At 66.6% G+C, this 19,264-nt stretch carries 17 protein-coding genes and 5 tRNA genes; 9 read left to right on the forward strand and 13 right to left on the reverse strand.

Annotated features, from left to right (window positions below):
* Positions 1-14: 14 nt before the first annotated feature.
* Positions 15-854, reverse strand: a complete 840-nt coding sequence (gene ramA, locus CGUA_RS11145) for an acetate metabolism transcriptional regulator RamA (RefSeq protein WP_290195680.1) — start codon at positions 852-854, stop codon at positions 15-17.
* Between the two features lie 412 nt (positions 855-1,266).
* Here ramA and cysK point away from each other — a divergent pair, with 412 nt between their 5' ends.
* Together cysK and epsC are read left to right on the forward strand one after the other, a co-directional pair.
* Positions 1,267-2,202, forward strand: a complete 936-nt coding sequence (cysK, locus tag CGUA_RS11150) for a cysteine synthase A (RefSeq protein ID WP_290195681.1) — start codon at positions 1,267-1,269, stop codon at positions 2,200-2,202.
* A gap of 178 nt (positions 2,203-2,380) precedes the next feature.
* Entirely contained in the window at positions 2,381-2,953 is a 573-nt protein-coding gene (epsC, locus tag CGUA_RS11155; RefSeq protein WP_290195682.1) for a serine O-acetyltransferase EpsC, read from the forward strand.
* Positions 2,954-3,031: 78 nt separating this feature from the next.
* On the opposite strand, the gene CGUA_RS11160 is transcribed toward epsC, so the two are convergent.
* The 5 genes from CGUA_RS11160 to CGUA_RS11180 all read right to left on the reverse strand — a co-directional run bounded on the left by CGUA_RS11160 (position 3,032) and on the right by CGUA_RS11180 (position 4,010).
* Positions 3,032-3,322: a GNAT family N-acetyltransferase gene (locus CGUA_RS11160; protein WP_374725048.1), complete on the reverse strand. Its 291-nt coding sequence runs from the start codon at positions 3,320-3,322 to the stop codon at positions 3,032-3,034.
* A gap of 115 nt (positions 3,323-3,437) precedes the next feature.
* Positions 3,438-3,510, reverse strand: a tRNA-Phe gene (locus CGUA_RS11165).
* A gap of 27 nt (positions 3,511-3,537) precedes the next feature.
* Positions 3,538-3,611, reverse strand: a tRNA-Asp gene (locus tag CGUA_RS11170).
* Between the two features lie 208 nt (positions 3,612-3,819).
* Positions 3,820-3,896, reverse strand: a tRNA-Asp gene (locus CGUA_RS11175).
* A gap of 41 nt (positions 3,897-3,937) precedes the next feature.
* Positions 3,938-4,010 (reverse strand) — tRNA-Glu (locus CGUA_RS11180).
* 184 nt (positions 4,011-4,194) lie between these two features.
* Here CGUA_RS11180 and CGUA_RS11185 point away from each other — a divergent pair.
* Positions 4,195-4,524: a metal-sensitive transcriptional regulator gene (locus CGUA_RS11185; protein ID WP_290198381.1), complete on the forward strand. Its 330-nt coding sequence runs from the start codon at positions 4,195-4,197 to the stop codon at positions 4,522-4,524.
* An 83-nt stretch (positions 4,525-4,607) separates the two neighbouring features.
* On the opposite strand, the gene CGUA_RS11190 is transcribed toward CGUA_RS11185, so the two are convergent.
* Together CGUA_RS11190 and CGUA_RS11195 are read right to left on the reverse strand one after the other, a co-directional pair.
* Positions 4,608-4,859: a hypothetical protein gene (locus CGUA_RS11190; RefSeq protein ID WP_290195684.1), complete on the reverse strand. Its 252-nt coding sequence runs from the start codon at positions 4,857-4,859 to the stop codon at positions 4,608-4,610.
* A 183-nt stretch (positions 4,860-5,042) separates the two neighbouring features.
* A tRNA-Lys gene (locus CGUA_RS11195) sits at positions 5,043-5,115 on the reverse strand.
* Between the two features lie 247 nt (positions 5,116-5,362).
* Here CGUA_RS11195 and CGUA_RS11200 point away from each other — a divergent pair.
* The 4 genes from CGUA_RS11200 (at position 5,363) to cydC (ending at position 11,219) form a co-directional block, all read left to right on the forward strand.
* Positions 5,363-6,907 (forward strand): cytochrome ubiquinol oxidase subunit I, encoded by a 1,545-nt coding sequence (locus CGUA_RS11200; RefSeq protein WP_290195685.1) that lies wholly within the window; start codon positions 5,363-5,365, stop codon positions 6,905-6,907.
* A complete protein-coding gene (gene cydB / locus CGUA_RS11205; protein ID WP_290195686.1) occupies positions 6,907-7,938 on the forward strand; it encodes a cytochrome d ubiquinol oxidase subunit II in 1,032 nt (343 codons plus the stop codon). The genes CGUA_RS11200 and cydB overlap by 1 nt, the downstream gene beginning before the upstream one ends.
* Before the next feature lie 63 nt (positions 7,939-8,001).
* Complete coding sequence (locus CGUA_RS11210; protein WP_310169318.1) at positions 8,002-9,561, forward strand: ABC transporter ATP-binding protein/permease; 1,560 nt, start codon at positions 8,002-8,004, stop codon at positions 9,559-9,561.
* The gene (gene cydC / locus CGUA_RS11215; protein WP_290195688.1) at positions 9,558-11,219 is read left to right on the forward strand and encodes a thiol reductant ABC exporter subunit CydC; all 1,662 of its coding nucleotides are present in this window, start codon (positions 9,558-9,560) and stop codon (positions 11,217-11,219) included. Before CGUA_RS11210 ends, cydC begins: the two co-directional genes overlap by 4 nt.
* Positions 11,220-11,273: 54 nt before the next feature.
* On the opposite strand, the gene scpC is transcribed toward cydC, so the two are convergent.
* Entirely contained in the window at positions 11,274-12,797 is a 1,524-nt protein-coding gene (gene scpC / locus CGUA_RS11220; RefSeq protein WP_290195689.1) for a succinyl-CoA:acetate CoA-transferase ScpC, read from the reverse strand.
* Between the two features lie 280 nt (positions 12,798-13,077).
* On the opposite strand from scpC, the gene dusB reads away from it, so the two are divergent.
* Together dusB and phoU are read left to right on the forward strand one after the other, a co-directional pair.
* Entirely contained in the window at positions 13,078-14,220 is a 1,143-nt protein-coding gene (gene dusB / locus CGUA_RS11225; RefSeq protein ID WP_290198382.1) for a tRNA dihydrouridine synthase DusB, read from the forward strand.
* Between the two features lie 109 nt (positions 14,221-14,329).
* A complete protein-coding gene (gene phoU, locus CGUA_RS11230) occupies positions 14,330-15,052 on the forward strand; it encodes a phosphate signaling complex protein PhoU (RefSeq protein ID WP_290195690.1) in 723 nt (240 codons plus the stop codon).
* A 17-nt stretch (positions 15,053-15,069) separates the two neighbouring features.
* On the opposite strand, the gene CGUA_RS11235 is transcribed toward phoU, so the two are convergent.
* The 4 genes from CGUA_RS11235 to pstC all read right to left on the reverse strand — a co-directional run bounded on the left by CGUA_RS11235 (position 15,070) and on the right by pstC (position 19,247).
* Positions 15,070-16,221 carry a cytochrome P450 gene (locus CGUA_RS11235; RefSeq protein WP_290195691.1) on the reverse strand — a complete coding sequence of 384 codons (1,152 nt, stop codon included), beginning with the start codon at positions 16,219-16,221 and terminating at the stop codon, positions 15,070-15,072.
* Between the two features lie 213 nt (positions 16,222-16,434).
* Positions 16,435-17,211, reverse strand: a complete 777-nt coding sequence (gene pstB, locus CGUA_RS11240) for a phosphate ABC transporter ATP-binding protein PstB (protein WP_290195693.1) — start codon at positions 17,209-17,211, stop codon at positions 16,435-16,437.
* Positions 17,212-17,247: 36 nt separating this feature from the next.
* Complete coding sequence (pstA, locus tag CGUA_RS11245; RefSeq protein ID WP_290195695.1) at positions 17,248-18,162, reverse strand: phosphate ABC transporter permease PstA; 915 nt, start codon at positions 18,160-18,162, stop codon at positions 17,248-17,250.
* 17 nt (positions 18,163-18,179) lie between these two features.
* A complete protein-coding gene (pstC, locus tag CGUA_RS11250) occupies positions 18,180-19,247 on the reverse strand; it encodes a phosphate ABC transporter permease subunit PstC (protein WP_290195697.1) in 1,068 nt (355 codons plus the stop codon).
* Between the last annotated feature and the right edge of the window lie 17 nt (positions 19,248-19,264).

The following is a 19,264-nucleotide window of genomic DNA, read 5'->3' on the forward strand; positions in this document are numbered from 1 at the left end:
GAGGGTAGCGAGGATCAGGGCAAAGCGCCGATACGACGGGCCGCGTTAACCGCCTCGTATCGGGTGTGGGCGCCCAGCTTGCGCATCACAGAGCGCAGATAGGACTTCACCGTCTCCGCACCGATGCCCATTTCCTCAGCGGCTTCGACATTTGTGTGGCCGAGAGCGACACAGGAGAGGACATCCAGCTCACGGGCGGAAAGTTTGGTGGACTGCTTGACCCGCACCGGGCTGACCATCTGGTCGCAGAGGGCTTCGAGCTCCTTGCGCAGCCCCTCATCCTCCACGCGGTTCGCCAGCATGCGCAGCTTCGAATGGGTCGAGCGGACCTGCTCCCACTCCGCACCGTTCATCATGCGGCCGCTCTTGGCCGCGCCCTTACCGCCCTCGGTGCGGCGGAGGGCGGAGTTGACGGCCAAATCCTGCTCCAGGGAGCGGGCGGTCATGGTGACTTCCTCGATCACCTTGTCCCCGAGCCGGACCGGCGAGTGCACACCGGCGTAAAGCACGCCGCGAATCTCCCGCTGGACGATGACCGGCAGCGCCACGATGGAGTGCAGCCCCTCATCCTGGATGGCCCGGTCATGCTCATGGGAGATGACATTGGCACGCGTGTAGTCGGAGACACCGACCGCACGTCGCGTCGTGACGACGCGGCCGCCGACGCCCGCGCCCGGTTCCAGATACAGGTTCTGGAGCGCCGGCGTACGCAGCCCAATCCACTGGGAAATGTGAATTCGGTTATCCGCCAGCAGCGTTCCGTACATCGTCACCGGGATTCCGGTGGCGGTCTTCAGCGCCGTGAGCGCCGAGCGGATGGCTTCCTCGTCATCCTTGACCCGCTGTGCTTCCATCTGCGCACTCCTCCTCGGGGGTACCCGGCCAGGTGTCCCCGGAAGTGTTGTTTCCGGAGGACTGTGTGGTTTACATGGATATGTTAACCCAAAGTTAGGGGGTAGATACAAGTCGACCCCATCACATTTATGCACAGTCGACGGCCCACAATGGTCATCCGAAGTTCAGGTGATGGGGGTGAACGTGGAGAAGAACCAACGAGATGAGGCCCGCTTCCTCGACCCCGACAGGCGCCAAAAGGCAGGCCAGGGGGAATTTTAAGATACGGTACGGTCTACTTGCAATATACCGCTCGGTCTATTACGGTCCTGTAGCATGGTCGTCGTCACCTGGGTGCCAGCGGAACGCGCGGGCCCCGGCCAGACACGGACCGGCTAACGGAAATTACGCAGCAAGAGACAAGGAACCACCGTGGCAAAGATCTACGACAACATCCTCGACACCATCGGCAACACCCCCCTGGTCAAGATCAACGGCATGGCCGAGGGCCTGAAGGCCAACCTCTACGGCAAGCTGGAGTTCTTCAACCCGGCAAACTCCGTCAAGGACCGCATCGGCAAGGCCATCATTGACGCGGCAGAGGAGTCCGGCGAGCTGAAGCCGGGCGGCACCATCGTCGAGGGCACCTCCGGAAACACCGGCATCGCCCTGGCGCTGGTCGGTGCGGCCCGCGGCTACAAGGTCGTCCTGACTATGCCGGAGACCATGTCCAACGAGCGTCGTGTCCTGTTGCGCGCCTACGGAGCCGAGATTGTGCTCACCCCGGGCGCGGCCGGCATGCAGGGCGCCGTGGACAAGGCCAACGAAATCGTGGCTGAGCGCGAGAACGCCATCCTGGCTTCGCAGTTCGCCAACGAGGCCAACCCGCGCATCCACTACTCCACCACCGGCCCGGAGATCTGGAACGACACCGACGGCAAGGTCGACATCCTCGTCGCCGGCGTCGGCACCGGTGGCACCATCTCCGGCGCGGGCAAGTACCTGAAGGAACAGAACCCGGAGATCAAGGCAATCGCCGTGGAACCGGCGGCTTCCCCCCTGCTGTCCGAAGGCAAGGCCGGCTCCCACAAGATCCAGGGCCTGGGCGCCAACTTCATCCCGGAGACCTTCGACCGCACCGTCGTCGACGAGATCGTCACCGTGTCCAACGAGGACGCCATCGCCACCTCCCGTGCGCTGGCCGTCAAGGACGGCATCCTGGGCGGAATCTCCACCGGCGCCAACCTCAAGGCCGCCCTGGAGATCGCCTCCCGTCCGGAGAACGAGGGCAAGAACATCGTCTTCATCGTCTGCGACTTCGGTGAGCGCTACGTCTCCACCGTGCTCTACGAGGACATCCGCGACTAGTCCGACGCACTCGGCCTGACCGCCCTGGCGGGCGCCGATGAGTCTCACCCCGTGGCCGTGGCCCCGCACCTGCAGGAAGGTGCCGGGCCACGGCCATTTCGGTGCCCGGCGCACATGGTTGAATATTAAAAAAGACCCCGCTCCGGAGTACTCCCCCGCGCTGTTAGACTCGGGCTTCATGTTGCGCAAAGTGATCAGTACCGTCCGTGAGGACCTGCGAAACGCCAAGGACCACGATCCCGCGGCTCGTGGTGATATCGAGAACGCCATCGTCTATTCGGGACTGCACGCGATCTGGTCACATCGGGTGAGCCACTGGCTGTGGCAGCGCGGGGCGAAGGGGCCGGCACGAATACTCGCCCAGCTCAACCGCTTCTTCACCGGTATCGAGATTCACCCGGGCGCGACCATCGGCCGCCGCTTCTTCATCGACCACGGCATGGGCATCGTCATCGGTGAAACCTCGGAGATCGGCGACGACGTCATGCTCTACCACGGCGTCACGCTCGGCGGCCAGGTCCTCACCCAGACCAAGCGCCACCCCACCCTGGGCAACAATGTCACCGTCGGCGCCGGCGCCAAGATCCTCGGCCCCGTCGTCATCGGCGACGGCTCCGCAGTCGGCGCCAACGCGGTGGTGACCAAGGACGTCCCGCCCAACAGCATCGCCACCGGCGTGCCCGCCAAGAACCGTCAGCGCGGCCAGAACGAGACCAAGAAACTCGTCGACCCGGACTTCTACGTCATCTAACTCCACCCGGTCAGCGCAATGGCCCCGTACACGCCCTCCTGGGGTGCGTACGGGGCCATTGCCATGTCCGAGGGACCCCTACTTCGACAGCAGGTCCTTGTATTCCTCGTTCTTCTTGACGAAGTGGTCGACAGCCGAGCACGACGGGATGATCGAAAAGCCTCGCTCGCGGGTATCGTCCAGCGCCGTCTTGATCAGCGGGGAGGACAGGCCCTGGCCGCGGAACTTCGGATCGACGACCGTGTGGTTGAAGTCGCGGACTCCGTCGCGTTCCACGTACGTGGCGTAACCCGCCTCTTCACCGCCGACGGTGATGATGAAGCGTTTCCTGTCCTCCTGATGGGTGACGGTGCGTTCCTGCTCTGCCATGATGGTCTCCTTCGGTCTGCGGAACATGGTTGGCCTGCCCCCCACACTAGTGACGGAAGCCACGAGAGACGAGAAAATCCCCGCAGTTGAATTCAACTGCGGGGATTTTCTGATGTGGCCAGAAGCGGGGTCGAACCGCTGACCTTCCACTTTTCAGGCGGACGCTCTACCAACTGAGCTATCTGGCCAGAAACCGTCCGTGAGGACAATCTCTGCGACCCTGACGGGACTTGAACCCGCGACCTCCGCCGTGACAGGGCGGCGCGCTAACCAACTGCGCCACAGGGCCAAACTGTTTCCAGTTCGTTGTGTTCCGGACTTGTCCGTCGCACAGGGAATTACTTTACACAGCCCGCCGACAGGCGGGCAAATCGCCAGCACAATCACGCTTTTCGATGCCAGCCCCCGGCCCGCGGCAAGGCCAGGGCGTCCGGACGGGCACGAAACGGGCGGAAAACAAAAATACCGGGAACGCATGGCGTTCCCGGTATTTGATATGGCGACCCTGACGGGACTTGAACCCGCGACCTCCGCCGTGACAGGGCGGCGCGCTAACCAACTGCGCCACAGGGCCATATTCTTTTGTTCGAGTGCTCCACGAAGGTGGTACTCGCGTACCCCCAACGGGGTTCGAACCCGTGTCGCCGCCGTGAAAGGGCGGTGTCCTAGGCCACTAGACGATGGGGGCCTGTCGACCTCTGCCGGATTGCCCCGGCCTTAGCGACGTTTTAAAACTATACTGCGCCCGGCCCCAACGTCAAAACCGCGGGTGAACCGGCGAAAGTTCTGGCCAATGGATACCCCTATAGGGTATGCTCCTGCGCAGGATATTCAAGGAGAGGCGGGGAACCATGACTAACGTCGCAGACGAGATGAACCACCAGGGCGCCGAGCCGGACGTCGCCACCGAGCCTGGCCACACGCACGGCTACAACGGAGACAAGGCCAGGTACCTCGCCCGGCTCAAGCGCATTGAGGGCCAGGCCCGCGGAATTCACCGGATGATCGACGAGGACCAGTACTGCATCGACATCCTGACCCAGATTTCCGCCGTGAACTCCGCGTTGGAGAACGTCGCCCTGGCACTGCTGGAGGATCACGTCACCCACTGCGTTCGCGACGCCGCCGGCGCGGACGGCGAGGAACTGGACGCCAAGCTCGAAGAGGCGATGAAGGCGATCAGGCGGATGGTCAAGAGCTAGCCACCCTTCCGGCCGAATGGGGGCCCGTCACGCGGTGACGGGCCCCCATTCGTTCGCTTCGGCACGATCTCCCGGCCACGCGGCTACGCGGCCTCCGCGATGTCCTCCGCCGTGCGCCGAATGCGGTTGCGGCGGTTCATCTGCTTGCCCAGCTCCGTGGCCTCCCGGAGCTCCCTCTCCCGCTGCGCCTTGGTCTGCTTCGTCAGCGCGGCGGACAGGTCACTGAATCCGTCGCAGTTCTCGTGCGCGTACATCCGGAGCGTCCAGAGCATGCGGTCCACCTCGGCGGGATCCGTCGACTCAATCCAGTTGCGAACTGCGCGAACATCGAACAAAAATATCGCTCCCTAACTGCCATTGCCTGTGTCCAACCTTCATGGGCCCGCCGATGTTCCTCACGAGCAAGCCCAATAGAACTATATTATCATAATTTATGATAAATAGCCACGACATATCAATATCGCCCCTCGCAAAGACGGAACCCCGCACACCACCTGAGTGGCGTGCGGGGTCATATGTGGGCCCTGCGGGGCTCGAACCCGCGACCTGCGGATTAAAAGTCCGTAGCTCTACCAACTGAGCTAAAGGCCCGAGCCCGACCATTCGACCATGACAGCCAGCCGGGCACCGCCCCATTGTACTTGCCTCCCCCGCCAGCACCGAACCCGCTGCACCCGGGAGGGGGCCGGAACCCCCAATCCCGTGACGCGACCGGCCATACCCTCACCTTATGGAACTTTCGTTGGACGATATTCGACTACATAAGTATGGTCCGAAGTATATTCCAAAGTTTGATGGTCAAACTTTTCAGTGAGCTTCGCGGGAGAGGCGGGCTGCGTTGGATCTTGTAGATGTTTCGCGGTGGCAGTTCGGAATCACCACGGTTTACCACTATATTTTCGTTCCCCTGACCATCGGGCTGGCCCCGATGGTGGCCGGAATGCAGACGGCCTGGCTGCGCACCGGTAACGAGCACTGGTACCGGGCCACCCGGTTCTTCGGAACCCTGTTCCTGGTCAACTTCGCCATGGGGGTGGTCACCGGAATCGTCCAGGAGTTCCAGTTCGGCATGAACTGGTCCGAGTACTCCCGGTTCGTCGGCGACGTCTTCGGCGCCCCCCTGGCGTTGGAGGGCCTGGCGGCCTTCTTCATCGAGTCCATCTTCCTGGGCGCCTGGATTTTCGGCTGGGGCCGCATGCCGGCCTGGCTCCACAACCTGTCCATTTGGATGGTGGCCGTCGCCGTCAACCTCTCGGCGTACTTCATCATCGTGGCCAACTCCTTCATGCAGCATCCGGTCGGCGCGGTCTACAACCCGGACACCGGCCGCGCCGAGCTCGTCGACTTCCTCGCGCTGCTGACCAACCCCACCGCCCTGGCGGCGGTCCCGCACGCGATCTTCGCGTCGTGGATGGTCGCCGGCACCTTCGTCATGGGCGTCGCGGGCTGGTGGATGGTTCGCGCCGCCCGGCGCGGCGACGCCGTCGCCGGCGGGTGGTTCGAGGACGCCGACCAGATGTGGCGCTCCGCGCTGCGTCTGGGCGCCTGGGTGACCGTCATCGGGGTCATCGGCGTCTCCCTGACCGGGCACAGCCTGGCGCAGCTGATGTTCGTGCAGCAGCCGATGAAGATGGCTTCCGCGGAAGCCCTGTGCACGACCGAAACCGACCCGTTGTTCTCCGTGCTGTCGATCTCCTTCTCCAACAGCTGCGACGACACCCATCAGCTCATCGGCGTTCCCTTCCTGCTGTCGTTCCTGGCCGGCAACCGGTTCACCGGGGTCACGCTGGAGGGCGTCGCCGAGATTCAGGCGCAGTACGAGGCGCTCTACGGCGCGGGGGACTACTCCCCCAACATGTTCGTCACCTACTGGGCGTTCCGCATCATGATCGGCGCCATGATCCCCTCCGTCGTCATGGCGTTTCTGGCGCTGTGGGTCACCCGTCGGAAGCGGTCCTTCGACAAGCCCTGGTTCGGGTGGCTCTCGTTGGCCGCGATGCCCTTCCCCTTCGTCGCGAATTGGGCGGGCTGGGTGTTCACGGAGATGGGTCGTCAGCCGTGGATCGTGTACCCCAACCCGGAGTTCCAGGGCCAACTCCTGCCCGGCAATGAGCAGGAGATCCACATGCTCGTGGAGTTCGGCGTCTCCGACCATTCGGTGACCACCGTGTGGCTCTCGCTGATTTCCTTCACGCTGCTCTACGGCGTTCTCGCCGTGGTCTGGTTCTGGCTGATGCGGAAGAAGGTGCTCGAGGGGCCGCCGCCCCCGGGGTCCTCCGAGGATATCGCGCACAAGGAGTACGACCCGGACGAGGACGACGGCGTAGCCCCGCTGACCTTCAGCGAGGACGGCGCACCCAGCACCGGAAAGGCTGAGCACTAATGGATCTTCAGACGCTCTGGTTCATCATCATCGCGTTCTTCTTCGTCGGCTACTTCCTGCTCGAGGGCTTCGACTTCGGCGTCGGCATGCTGCTGCCGTTCCTCGGCGGCCGGGACGCGGAGGAGAGGGCCGCGCGCCGCTCGGCGGCGGTCAAGGCCATCGGTCCGATCTGGGACGGCAACGAGGTGTGGCTTATCACCGCCGGCGCGGCGCTGTTCGCCTCCTTCCCGGAGTGGTACGCCACCATGTTCTCCGGGTTCTACCTGCCGCTGCTGCTCATCCTGCTCTCGCTCATCCTGCGCGGCGTGGGCCTGGAGTGGCGCACCAAGGTCGACACCCAGAAGTGGCGTGACGTCAGCGACGTGTTCACCGCCGTCGGCTCCTGGGTTCCGGCGCTGCTGTGGGGCGTGGCCTTCGCCAACATCCTCCGGGGCGTCGCCATCGACGCTGACCGTCAGATCGAGTCGGGTTTGACCGGTCTGATCGCTCTGCTCAACCCGGTCGGCCTTCTCGGCGGGCTGACGTTCGTGGCGTTGTTCCTGCTGCACGGCGCCATGTTCCTCGGCTTCAAGACGGAGGAACCGCTGCGCTCCCGGGTCCACGACATCGGCCTGAAGTGGCTCACCGCCCCGGCGGTGGCGCTGACCCTGGGATTCGCCCTGTGGATCCAGTACGACAGCGGCAAGCCGGCCGGCTGGGCGATCATCGCGGCCATGGTGGTCTCCATCGCCGTCGGCGTCGTCTCGCTGATCGGGAAGCGGGACGGCTGGGCCTTCGCGTCCACCGCCGTGGCCGTGGTGGGGCTGGTCGTCCTCATCTTCGTCAGTCTCTTCCCCTACCTGATGCCGACCACGCTGGAGGGCGGCGTGTCCCTCGACATCTACAACTCTGCCAGCTCGGACTACACGCTGAAGATCATGGGGTGGGCCGCGCTGCTGTTCATTCCCGGAGTGCTCGTCTTCCAGGGGTGGACCTACTGGGTGTTCCGCAAGCGCGTGAAGGTCGTCGCGCACACCACGTCCACGATCTAGCCGGTTCGGAAGGATTCCATGGCGTCGCCCGTCGATAAGCGTCTGTTGTCTCTCGTCCCCCCTGTGTCGCGTCTGATCGCCCGGGCCGGGGTGATCCAGGCGCTGGACACCCTCCTCGTCCTCGCCCGCGGGGTTCTCCTGGGGTGGGTCGCCGCGCGCGCCATCATCGACGCCGCCGCGGACGGCCTCCCCGATTACCGGGACTACCGCTGGCCACTGCTGGCGCTGGTGGGCGTCGTCCTCGCGCACGGCGTCGTGTCCTGGGCCGGCCGGCGATCGGGCTCGAACGCCGTCGCCGACGTCGTCGACACGCTGCGCGTGCGCGCCCTGGCGGCTCTGCGACGCCGCGATCCCCGCCAGGTCCAGGAGGAGTCCGGGCACTGGCGCACGGTGCTGACCGACGGCGTCGGTGATTTCCGGCCCTATCTGTCGGAGTTCCTCCCCTCCCTGGTGTCGCTGGTGATCGCCACCCCCGCGGCACTCCTCGTGGTCTTCTGGTTCGATCCCCTCTCCGGCGTGCTGGCGCTGGTGACGCTGCCGCTGATTCCGGCGTTCATGGTGTTGATCGGCAAGCTGACCGCCGCGCACACCGAGCGTCGTCTGCAGGTCACCGGGGCGCTGGGCGGCCAGTTGGCGGATCTGCTCTCCGGTTCGGTGACGCTGCGCGCCCTCGGGGTGACCCGCCAGCCGGCGAAACAGCTGCTGTCCACCGGCCGCGCCCACGAAAAGGCCACGATGGGTGTGCTCCGGCTTGCCTTCCTCTCCTCCTTCGCGCTGGAGTTCCTGGCGACGCTGGCCGTCGCCCTGGTCGCGGTCAACATCGGCCTGCGCCTGGTCTACGGCGGGATGGACCTCACCGCCGGCCTCATCGTCCTCATCGTCGTGCCGGAGGTCTACAACCCAGTGCGCCAGGTCGGCCAGAACTACCACGCCGCGGCCGACGGCCTGGAGGCCGCCGAGGAGATCCTCACGCTGCTGGAGCAGGACTCGCGCCGCGCCCACGCCGTGGGCGGGTACCTCACCCACACCTCGGGCACGGAAATCCGGCTCAGCGACCTGTCCGTGACCGGCCGCGACGGCGTCCGCCCCGAACACCTCAGTTGCCTCGCCCGCCCAGGAGCGATCACGGTGCTCTACGGCCCCAACGGTTCCGGCAAGTCCACCGTCTTCCTCGCCGTCCTGGGCATGCTCCCCGACGAGGCCGTCACCGGCTCCGTCACCGCCCCGGCGCGCGAGCGGATCTCCTACCTGCCGGCTCGGGCCCTGCTCAGCGTCGGCACCGTGGAGGACAACCTCACCCTCTTCAGGGCGGACCGGGCCGCCGTCGCCCGCACCGCCGCCCAGGTCGGGCTCGACGTGCCGGGCGATCACGAGGTGGGCGCGGGCGGGCGCGGCGTCTCGGCCGGGCAGGGGCAGCGCATCGGGCTGGCCAGAACACTGGCGCACGGTGACGGGACGCCCCGGGTGCTGCTTCTTGACGAACCGAGCGCCCACCTCTCCCCCGGCCTCGTCGCGCGCCTGGCGGACACCCTCCGGGAGCGGGCGGGGCGCGGCGACACCGTCCTCCTCGCCTCCCACGACGAACGGATGGTCACCCTCGCGGATCAGGTGGTGCGCCTGTGAAGGACTGGGCCTACCTCCGCACGCTCCTGGCGCTGGCCGGGGTCAGACCGCGACAGCTGCTGCTCGCAGTCCTCGCCGGCGCCGTCACCCTGCTTTCGGCGCTGACCCTGACCGTCCTGTCGGGCTGGCTGATCACCCGCGCCTGGGAAATGCCCCCGGTGCTTGACCTGAGCGTGGCGATCACCGCCGTGCGCGCACTCGGCATCTCCCGCTCCGTGTTCCGCTACATTGACCGGCTGGTCAGCCACCGGTTGGCGCTGTCGGCGCTGACCACCCTGCGCTCGCGCCTGTTCAACGCCATCGTCTCCGGCGGCGGCACCGGCGGCGTGGCGCACCTGCGCTCCCGCGGTGAGGGCCTCTCCCGCCTGGTCTCCGACGCCGACCGCGTCACCGACCTCATCGTGCGCACGCTGGTCCCGGGCGGGGTGGCCCTGGTGCTCTCGCTGACCGCCGTCATTCTGGCGGGTGCGCTGCACCCGGGGGCCGCCGTGATCATGGTCGTCGGTTTCCTGTTCACCGGGGTCGTCACGCCCTGGCTGGCCGCCCGCGCCGCCCGCCACCGGCGCCACATCGACGCCCAGGACGAGCTGGCGGCCCGCATCGACGAATCCCTGCGCAACCGCGCCGAGGTCGAGGCCGCCGGCGTCGCCGGGGAGCACGCGGAGCGCACCCGGCGGGCGTCGGCACGCTTCTCGCGCGCCGAGGCGGAGGCCGAGCGTCCCGAGGCGCTCGGCGACGCCGTCCACTCCTGGGCCACCGGCCTGACCGCCGCGGGCGTGCTCGTCCTCGCCGTCCTGACCTACCCCGGTGAACCAGTGTGGCTGGGCATGCTCGTGATGCTCCCGCTGGCCGCCTTTGAGGCGCACGGCCAGCTGGCCAAGGCCGCCGTGCGCGCCGAGCTGGCGGCCATCTCCGCCCGCCGGCTCGTGGACCTGGTCGACGGGCACGACGGCGCCGCGCCAGAGCCCGTCGACGCCGCCCCGCTCCGGCTGGAGGACACGCACCTGCGGGCCTCCGGTCTGCGCTGCCGCTACGGGGAAATCCCCTGGGACCTCGACCTGGCCCCGGGTGAGCGCATGGTGGTGCGCGGCCCCTCCGGCTGCGGCAAGACCACGCTGCTGCAGACCCTCGGCGGGCTCCTGCCGCCCCGGGCGGGTGAGCTGACGCTGGGCGGCCGCGTCCTCACGGACGTCGGCCAGGACGTGCTGCGCTCAACCATCCGGGTCCACGCCGAGGACGAGTGGGTCTTCGCCACCACCATCCGGGAGAACGTCAAGGTGGGCAACTCCCGGGCGACCGGCGAACTCGTCGCGGAATGCCTGGCCGCGGTGGGCCTGGACGACTGGGTGAACGGGCTGTCCGAGGGGATGGACACCGTGCTCGCCGACGGCGCCGGCTCCCTGTCCTCAGGGCAGCGCCGCCGGCTGCTGCTGGCCCGCGCGCTGGTCTCCGAGTCGCCCGTCCTGCTCATCGACGAGCCGACCGAGCACATTGACGCCGATGGCGCCGCCGAGCTGCTGGACATGCTGCTCAACCGGCGCCTGCCCGGTGGGCGAGCCGATCGCAGCGTCATCCTCGTGACGCACCAGTCACCGGATGACGCCGGTGTCGAGGTCGACAAGGTCAGCGTCGACAAGCGTCCCGCGCCCGTGGCATGAGAACGGCGCCCGCCCCCTCGGAAGGGGTCGGGCGCCGTCGCCGTGTCTGCGGGACTAGTTCTCGACGAGGGCGTCCTGCTGCTTGAGCATGGAGCCGGTCTCAGCCAGACGGGTGTGGAACTCGAAGGCGGTCGGCAGGTGGACCGGGGTGTGGCCGCCGGCGGCCAGGCCGCGCTCGACGTACTCCTCGAGCTGTGCACGGTAGTCCGGGTGCGCGATGGCGATCATGCGCTCGGCGCGCTGGCGCGGGGCCAGGCCGCGCAGGTCGGCGTAGCCGTACTCGGAGACGAAGACCATTGCGTCGTGCTCGGTGTGGTCGATGTGGGAGGCGTGCGGGACGATCGCGGAGATCGCGCCGCCCTTGGCCACGGACGGGGTCACGAAGGAGGAGATGTAGGCGTTGCGGGTGAAGTCACCGGAGCCGCCGATGCCGTTCATGACCTTGCCGCCGGAGACGTTGGTGGAGTTGACGTTGCCGAAGACGTCAGCCTCGATCAGACCGTTGGAGGCGATCAGGCCCACGCGGCGGATGACCTCCGGGTGGTTGGAGATCGCCTGCGGGCGCAGGATGATGTGCTTGCGGTAGAAGTCGGCCTTCTCGTTCATGCGCTCCGCCGCCTCCGGGGAGAGGGCGAAGGAGGTGGCCGAGGCCATGGTCATCTTGCCGGCGTCGATGAGATCGAGCATGCCGTCCTGGATGACCTCGGTGTAGGCGGTGATGTTCTCGAACTTGGAGTTGAGCAGACCGGCCATGACCGCGTTCGGGACGTTGCCGACGCCGGACTGCATGACGTAGTTGTCGTAGGACAGACGGCCTGCGGCGACCTCGTCCTCGAGGAACTGCAGGAAGTTCTCGGCGATCTTCTTGGAGACCTCGTCCGGCTCCTTGAACGGCGAGTTGCGGTCGGCCTCGTTGGTCTCGATGACCGCGACCACCTTGGAGGTGTCGATGCGCTGGAAGGTCTCACCGATGCGGTCGCCGACGTTGGTGATCGGAATCGGGGTGCGGTCCCACAGCTGCTCCGGCTCGTAGATGTCGTGCATGCCCTCGAGCTCGGCGGACTGCCAGGAGTTGACCTCGAGGATGATCTTGTCGGCGTACTGGGCGTACTCGACGTTGTTGCCGACCGCCGAGGACGGGACCACGGTGCCGTCCTCGTTGATCTTGACGACCTCGAGGATCGCGACCTGCATGGGGCCGAAGAAGCCCTGGACGACCTGCTGGCCGAGGTGGGAGAGGTGGATGTCCGAGTACAGGGCCTCACCGGCGTTGAACTGGTTGCGCAGGGTGCGGTCCGAGTTGTACGGCGTACGGAAGTTGATGGCGTTGGCCTCGGCCAGGACGCCGTCGGCGTCGTCGCCCGTGGAGGCGCCGGTGAAGAGGTTGATCGTGAAGTCCTCGCCGCGGGAGTGGGCGACCTTGGCCTTCGCGGCGATGGCCTTCGGCATGGCCTTCGGGTAGCCCGCGCCGGTGAAGCCGGAGGTGCCGACGTTGTCACCGTTGTTGATGAAGTTCGCGGCCTCCTCCGCGGACATGATCTTGCCTGCGAGGTCAGCATTCAGAATGCGGTCAGACATCTGCTCTCCATTGTTGAGTCGTCCTACTACGTGAAGTGTTCAGGCGAACCCGGGTTCGCCGTCCGGCATTTACCTTATACAAGACCACAGACAACAACATGCACCGCTCACCCGCAACCTCCCCCCGAACCCCACCCTTTCACCGTCACATTCGCCCGGTTTGGGCGTATCGGGTAGAGGGAGGACAATGGGTGACGTGACAACCCACGTGACAACGCAGACAGACATCACCCAGCCCGCCGGCGGCGAGCGGGCCGCCGCCGGCGCGCCCGCCGGTCAGCTGCGCATCGGTTCGCTCACCGTGGACTCCCCGGTCGTGCTCGCCCCCATGGCCGGGGTGACCAACGTGGCCTTCCGCACGCTCTGCCGCGAGCAGGAGAAGGAACGCACGGGCACCGTCGCCGGCCTCTACGTCTGCGAAATGGTCACCGCCCGCGCGCTCGTCGAACGCAACGAGAAGACGCTGCACATGACCACCTTCGCCCCGGACGAGGATCCCCGGTCACTCCAGCTCTACACCGTGGACCCGAAGTACACCTACGAGGCCGCGAAAATGATCGTCGACGAGAACCTCGCCGACCACATCGACATGAATTTCGGTTGCCCGGTCCCCAAGATCACCCGCCGTGGCGGCGGCTCCGCGATCCCCTACAAGCGCAAGCTCTTCCGCAGCATCGTCGCCGCGGCCGTCAAGGCCACCGAGGGGACGGACATCCCGGTCACGGTGAAGTTCCGCGTCGGCATCGACGACGAGCACCACACCCACCTGGACTCCGGCCGCATCGCGGCCGACGAGGGGGCGGCCGCCGTCGCCCTGCACGCGCGCACCGCCGCCCAGCGCTACTCCGGCGAGGCCGACTGGGACGAGATCACCCGCCTGGTCGAGCACATGGACGGCACCGGCATTCCGGTGCTGGGTAACGGCGACATCTTCGCCGCCGCGGACGCCCAGCTCATGATGGATCAGACCGGCTGCGACGGCGTCGTCGTCGGCCGCGGCTGCCTGGGACGCCCGTGGCTCTTCGCCGAGCTCTCCGCACAGCTGCGCGGAGAGGAGATTCCGCAGGAGCCGACCTTCGGCGAGGTCACCAGGATCATCTACCGTCACGCCGAGCTGCTCGCCGCCCATGACGGGGAGGATCGGGCCACCCGCGACCTGCGCAAGCACATGGGCTGGTACCTGCGCGGCTTCCCGGTCGGCGGCGAGTTCCGCGCCTCGCTGGCGAAGATCACCTCCCTGGCGGATCTGCGCGAGAAGCTCGCCCCCTACGCGGACTCCACGGCCCGTGCCGAGGACGCCGACGGCGCCCGCGGCCGCAAGGGCTCCCCGGCGAAGGTCGCGCTTCCGGACGGCTGGCTCAACGACCCCGAGGACGACGCCGTCGCCGAGGCCGGCGCCGAGCTGATGAACTCCGGCGGCTAGGCGCGGCAGCGCACTCAATGCACCCCGGTTATATGTTGGGTCAGTACGTCGGGCAGAATGATTGGTACTAACCCAGCATAATCAAGGAGGTCGGCCTACGATGGTGCGCATGCGTATTGCCTACCGAGATCAGCTTGACGCCTTCGCCCGCGACCTCGTTGTCATGTGCGACATCGTCAACGAGATCATCACGAAGGCCTCCAGCGCGCTCATCCGCGGTTCGCTCGAGGAGGCCGAGGACGCCCTGTCCATGGCCGACGGCCTCGACGAGATTCGCCGCCGCTGTGAACAGCGGGCCATCGACCTGCTGCTGCTGGAAAGCCCGGTGGCCAGCGATCTCCGCCAGGTCATCTCCTCGATCTACATTGTCAACGACCTCCGCCGCATGGGCGCCCTCGGGATGCATATCGCGAACACGGCCCGTCGGCGCCACCCCGACATCGCCGTGGCCGATCCCGTCAAGGAGCAGTTCCAGGAGATCGCCGCGGCTGTGCTGACGATGATGGGGAAAACCCGCGAGGTCCTCATCACCCCGGACGAGAAGGTGGCCTACGACCTGGCCGCCGAGGATGACGCCGTCGACGAGATGAACCAGGCCATCCTCACCGAGGTCACCGGCGAGGAGTGGGCGCACACCAACCGCGAGGCCGTGGACGCGGCCATGCTCACCCGCTACTACGAACGTTTCGCCGACCACTGCGTCTCGGTCGCCGCCCGCGTCGTCTACCTCGTCACCGGCATGCCGCCGGAGGAGCGGTCCGACGCCTTCGACCACCCGGGCACCGACGCGGAGATCCTCCACCGGTTCACCCGGCTCAAGGATCCCCGCTAACGCCCGCGCGGCCCGGCTTATCGACGCGTGAGCGTGACCGGGAGGCTGGCCCAGCCGCCGACCGGGTGAGTCTCGCGCTCCCCCGCCGCGGTGTCGGCGGCGGTCACGGTGACCACGGCGAGAAGTTCGTCGATGAAGGCGCGCAGCTCGAGCATGGAGAGGTCCTTGCCCGGGCAGGCGTGCGGGCCGGCGCCCCACACCAGGTTCTGGGCGGCGTTGGCCTCCGGGTCGTACGCGTCCGGTTCCCCGAAGCGGCGCGGATCCCGGTTGGCGGCCGTCCAGTGGATCCGCACCGATTGCCCCGCCGGCAGCTCGGCGCCGCCGACGCTCACCGGCCCCGTGGTGATCCGGCGGTTGGAGACGAACGGGGAATCTCGGCGGAGGATCTCGTCCATGATCGCGACGAACTCCGCGTCCGAGACGTACTCCCACTCCCGCAGGCGGTCCTGCAGCGCCGGGATCTCCACCAACGCGGCCAGGATGACGCCGATGCAGTAGGCCATGGAGCTGAGGTCGCCGCCGGTCCAGTTGCGGAGGATCGAGATCACCTCGGCCGACTCCAATGGACGTCCCAGCGACTCGTCCCGGACCAGCCGTCTGGTCACCGAGTCCGCCGGACTCTCGGCGAGGGCGTCGCGGATGATGGCGTCGAATTCCTCCGCGACCGCCGCGGTGCGTTCCAGCTCGCCGGAGCGGGTGGCCTCGTTGTTGGCGATCACCCAGTCGATGAGTCGCTGCTCCATGGACACTGGCCAGCCGAGCCAGGCGAGCATTGACCGCACCGCGTAGGTCGCCCCCAGCTGAGCGACGGCGTCGACCGTCACGGTCTCGTCGGTGACCAGCTCCGTGATGGTGCTGCGGGCCGCCGCAAGAAACTCGTCGGCGTAACCGTCGACGACCTCCAGGGCGAGATAACGGTCCAGGAGACGTCGGAAAGCGGCGTGCTCCTCCCCGTCCAGACCGTTGGGGATCTGCAGGAAACGCGAGACCGCGGAGCTGAAGGCCTCGGCGTCGGTCGCCGCCGCGAGGGCTTCCGCATGCCCCACGATCACCACCTCATCGCCTGCCCCGTGCGCGATCGGGCAGCCGCGGCCGTGGAGCTCATCGCCGTAGGCCCTGGGCTGCCGTTCCGTCGGATCGCTGCTCGGAATGGGTGCGGATGCGGTCACGGTCTCCTCCTGAAGGTCACTGGGTGGTTCTTCCCACTCTAGTGAGCCCGCCTAGTTAGTACGATGATTCCCGTGCATTGACACCGGGGCTGTCCGGGCCGGAAAAGCCCTCACCCACCCCGGGGCTGAACTGGTGCCCGGGGTGGGTGAGGGCTGGATGAGGTGCCTGGACTCGCTCAGACTGACTGGGACCGAGCGTGGCGTCCGCCTGATTTAGCCGAAGCGGCCGGCGATGTAGTCTTCGGTTTCCTTCTGGTCCGGGTTCTCGAAGATCTTCTTGGTCGGGTTGTACTCGACCAGGTGGCCCGGCTTGCCGGTGGCCTCGAGGTTGTAGAAGGCGGTCATGTCCGAGACGCGGGCCGCCTGCTGCATGTTGTGGGTCACGATGACGATCGTGAAGTCCTTCTTCAGCTCGTGGATGAGGTCCTCGATGGCCAGGGTGGAGATCGGGTCCAGTGCGGAACACGGCTCATCCATGAGCAGGACCTCCGGCTCCACGGCGATCGCGCGGGCGATGCACAGACGCTGCTGCTGGCCGCCGGAGAGGCCGCCGCCCGGCTTGTCGAGGCGGTCCTTGACCTCCTCCCACAGGTTGGCGCCGCGCAGGGACTTCTCGGCGACCTCCTTGAGCTTCTTCTTGTTCTTCTCGCCGGAGAGCTTCAGTCCGGCGACGACGTTGTCCTCGATGGACATGGTCGGGAACGGGTTGGCCTTCTGGAAGACCATGCCGACGGTGTTGCGGACGGAGACCGGGTCGATGCCCCGGCCGTAGATGTCCTCGCCGTCGAGACGGATCTCGCCCTCGACGCGGGCGCCCGGGATGACCTCGTGCATGCGGTTGAGGGTGCGCAGGACGGTGGACTTGCCGCAGCCGGACGGGCCGATGAAGGCGGTGACGGCCTGGGCCGGGATGTCGAGGTTGACGTTCTGAACGGCGTGGAAGTCACCGTAGAAGATGTTGACGTCGTTGAGGAGGAGCTTGGTAGCCATTGTCTTTCCTAAAGCGTTCGTGGGGTTTGGCGACGGTTACTTCTTCACCGAGAACTTGTCGGAGATGACTCGCGCGGCAATGTTCAGGATGGCGATGATGAGCACCAGGGTCAGCGCCGCGCCCCAGAGCTTGTCGAGGGTCGGCTCCGTGGTGCCGGACTTGTACATGTCCAGCATCATGAGCGGAAGGGAGGACTGCGGGCCTTCGAAGATGTCCCAGTTGATGGTTCGGGTGGAACCGACCAGGATCAGGACCGGCGCGGACTCACCCATGACGCGGGCGATGGCCAGCATGACGCCGGTGACGATGCCGGACAGTGCGGTCGGCAGCACGATCTTCTGGATCGTCTTCCACTTCGGCACGCCCAGGGCGTAGGAGGCCTCGCGCAGGTCCATCGGCACCACGCGCAGCATCTCCTCGGTGTTGCGCACGACCAGCGGAATCATCAGGAGGATCAGCGACAGGGTCACGGCGAAACCGGAGCGGCCGAAGCCGAAGTTGGTGATCCACAGCGCGTAGACGAACAGCGCGGCCACGATGGACGGGACGCCGGAGAGAATGTCGACCATGAAGGTGGTGATTCGACCGAGGCGGTTGCCGTAGGAGTACTCCACCAGGTAAATCGCGGTGAAGATGCCGATCGGGACCGAGATCAGGGCTGCGACGACGGTCTGCAGCACGGTGCCGATGATGGCGTGGAGGGCGCCGCCGCCCTCCATGAAGGTCGGGGTCCGGCCCTGATCCTCGGTCCACCAGGAGGCGGTGAAGAGAATGCCGATGCCCTGGGAGATGACGGTCCACAGGACCCACACCAGCGGGACCATCGCCAGAAGCATCGTGAACCAGACCAGGCCGGTCATGATGGTGTTGGTGGTCTTGCGCGAGCCGGAGATGTGCGTGAAGACGCTGCCACCCGTGGCGGTCGTGTTAGCGGAAACAGTAGTAGACATTGTTTTTCTCGCCTTCCTTACTTGACCATCGAGCGGGCGATCGTGTTGACCACGAAGGTCAGCAGGAACAGCACCAGGCCGGCGGCGATGTAGGCACCCGCGGAAATCGGGTTGTTGAACTCAGGCGCGGCGTTGGCGATCGCCGTAGCGAAGGTGGTGCCGCCGTCGAGCAGGGACCAACGGAAATTGGTGGCGCCGGAGACGACCATGTACAACGCCATGGTCTCGCCCAGTGCACGACCGAGACCGAGCATGGAGCCGGAGATGTAGCCCGACATGCCGAACGGCAGGACGGTCATCCGGACGACTTCCCAGCGGGTGGCGCCCAAAGCGAGCGCGGCCTCAATCTGGCCCGGGGGCGTCTGGACGAAGACCTCACGGGCGGTGGCGGCGATGACCGGGAGAATCATCACGGCCAGGACGATGCCACCGGTGAAGATGTTGCGTCCGGTCGCGAACGCCGGCGCGCCGTCCCACGCGAAGAGGAACAGCCAGTCACCGAAGACGTCGTGACACCACTGGTAGAAGTTGGACAGTGCCGGGCCCAGCACCTGCCAGCCCCACAGGCCGTAGACGATGGAGGGCACGGCGGCCAGCATGTCCACCAGGAACCCCAGCGGCTTGACTGCCTTCTTCGGCGCGTAGTTGGACAGGAAGATGGCGATGCCGAGCGCGACCGGCATGGCGATGATGAGGGCGACCAGCGAGATGAAGACGGTGGCGCCGAAGATGTTCGGGATGCCGAACTGCATGCCGTCGTCCGGACTGGTGTCCCAGCGCTCGCCGTAGGTGAAGAAGCCCAGGAGGCCGCCGTCGTTTCGGCTCAGCGCGGGAATCGCGTTAAGCAGCAGGTAGAGGCCGATCGCGGCGATCAGGACGGTGATGAGGACGGCCGACGTCGTCGCCAGCAGCTCGAAGATTCGGTCACCGGGACGCTTGACGCCGGAGCTCTTGCTTGCGCGCTCCGCAGGGACGGTGCCGCCCGGCACCGCGCCTTCGGACACGGCACCGAGGGTGGTGGTCGATTTGGCCATCAGTTCGGGCTCATCCGCACGCGATTCGGGATCCCTCGGGTTGTTAGCCATCAGGTTCTAGATCCTTC

It is taken from the genome of Corynebacterium guangdongense (assembly GCF_030408915.1).
Taxonomy (GTDB): domain Bacteria; phylum Actinomycetota; class Actinomycetes; order Mycobacteriales; family Mycobacteriaceae; genus Corynebacterium; species Corynebacterium guangdongense.